1 protein-coding gene is annotated in these 2,454 nt (G+C 72.3%); it reads left to right on the forward strand.

Annotated elements, in window-relative coordinates; genetic code table 11:
- Positions 1-2,454, forward strand: a 2,454-nt coding sequence (locus tag ACZ4W9_RS40215) for a type I polyketide synthase (protein WP_467944206.1), incomplete at both ends; no start/stop codon positions are given.

Below are 2,454 nucleotides of genomic sequence, written 5' to 3' on the forward strand. Positions count from 1 at the left end.
ACTCCCGAACGTCTCGCGGTGGTCTGGGAGCCGAAGGCACGGGCGGCGTGGAACCTGCACGAACTCACCCTCGGACGGGACCTGACGGCGTTCGTCCTCTTCTCGTCGGCGGCCGGGACGCTCGGCAGCCCCGGGCAGGCCAACTACGCCGCGGCCAACGCCTACCTCGACGGCCTGGCCGCCTACCGGCGTGCGCAGGGCCTGCCGGGGGTGTCGCTGGCCTGGGGCCAGTGGGCCGAGACCAGCGGACTGACCGGGCGGATGTCCGAGGCCGACGGTGCACGCCTCACCCGCGCGGGGCTGCTGCCGATGGCGACCGACCACGCACTCGGGCTGTTCGACGGAGGCATCGACGCGGCGGAACCGGCGGTGGTCGCGGCCGTACTCAAGGTGTCCGCACTGGGCGACCGGCCGGTGCTGCGCGCGCTGGCACACGCCCGCAAACCGGTGCGGACCACCGGACTGGCGGGCGAGCTGGGATCGCTCCCCGAGGCCCGGCAGCGCGAGATCCTGCTCGACCTGGTCAGCACCCACGCCTCGGCCGTGCTGGGCCGCAGCGACGAGATCCGTGGCGACCTGGCCTTCAAGGACCTGGGCTTCGACTCGCTGACCGGCGTGGAGCTGCGCAACCGGCTGTCCACGGCGGTCGGGACCCGGCTGTCGGCGACGATGGTCTTCGACCACCCGACCCCGTCCCGGCTGGCCGAATACCTGCGCGAGGTGGTCCTCGGCAAGGAGCGCCGGACGGTCGCGTCCGTGCCGGTTGCGGTTCCGGTGTCGGGTGATCCGGTGGTGGTGGTGGGGTTGGGGGCCCGGTATCCGGGTGGGGTGGGGTCGGCGGAGGAGTTGTGGGGTGTGGTGTCGGGTGGGGTGGACGCGGTGGGGGAGTTCCCGTCGGATCGTGGGTGGGATGTGGGTCGTCTTTATGATCCGGCCGGTGGGCCGGGGACGTCGTACACGCGGTCGGGCGGTTTTCTGAGGGACGCGGGTGGCTTCGATGCCGCGTTCTTCGGGATTTCGCCGCGTGAGGCGTCGGCGATGGATCCGCAGCAGCGGGTGTTGTTGGAGACGGTGTGGGAGACGTTCGAGGACGCGGGGATCGATCCGACGTCGTTGCGGGGCAGTCAGACGGGCGTCTTCACCGGCATCTGGGCATCCGGCTACGCGGGCGGAGTGGAGCAAATCTCACGCGACGCCGACGGCTATGTGGCCACCGGCACGGCGACGAGCGTGACCTCGGGGCGGGTGTCGTATCTGCTGGGGCTGGAGGGTCCGGCGGTGTCGGTGGACACGGCGTGCTCGTCGTCGCTGGTGGCGATCCACCTGGCGGCGCAGGCGCTGCGGGCGGGGGAGTGCTCGCTGGCCCTGGCGGGCGGAGTGACGGTCATGGCGACACCCGCCGCCTTCATCGACTTCTCCCGCCAGCGGGGGCTGGCGGCCGATGGGCGGGTGAAGGCGTTCGCCGAGGCTGCTGACGGTACGGCCTGGGGCGAGGGCGCCGGCTTGGTGCTGCTGGAACGCCTGTCCGACGCTCGTCGCAATGGTCATCGGGTGCTGGCGGTGGTGCGGGGTTCGGCGGTGAACCAGGACGGGGCGTCCAATGGGTTGACCGCGCCGAATGGTCCGTCGCAGGAGCGCGTCATCCGTCAGGCGCTGGCGAACGCGGGGCTGGAGCCGTCCGAGGTGGACGCGGTGGAGGCGCACGGCACGGGGACCACTCTCGGTGACCCCATCGAGGCGCAGGCGTTGCTTGCGACGTATGGCCGGGACCGGGTGGAGCCGTTGTGGCTGGGGTCGGTGAAGTCGAACATCGGGCACACGCAGGCGGCAGCGGGTGTGGCGGGTGTGATCAAGATGGTGATGGCGATGCGGCACGGCGAGTTGCCGCCGACGCTGCATGTGGATGCGCCGACCTCGCACGTCGACTGGTCGGCGGGCCATGTCTCCTTGCTCACCCAGGCCCGGCCCTGGCCCGACAACGGCCGTCCGCGCCGCGCGGGCGTGTCGGCGTTCGGCATCAGCGGTACGAACGCGCACGTGATCCTGGAGGCACCGGCCCCGGACCCGGTCCCGGCCGAGGAGACATCGTCCGAGTCCCCTGCCGCTCCCACGCCCGCCCCTGCGGCCGTGGTGCCGCTGCCGTGGCTGCTGTCGGCCAAGTCCGAGCAGGCACTTCGGGCCCAGGCCCGCAGGCTGCTGGCGTACGCGGCCACTACCCCCGACGCGGACGGAATCGGCGCCGCGCTCGCCGCGCGGACCCGGTTCGCCCATCGGGCCGTGGTGACCGGACCGGAGGCACTGGCGGCCCTGGTGCGCGGGGAGGCGCATCCCGGGCTGGTGACCGGCGAGGCCCGCGACTCGGGTGGGTCGGCGTTTGTGTTCTCTGGTCAGGGTGGTCAGTGGGTGGGGATGGGTCGGGGTTTGTATCGGGTGTTTCCGGTGTTCGCGCGGGTG

The organism is Streptomyces sp. NPDC029296 (assembly GCF_055569255.1).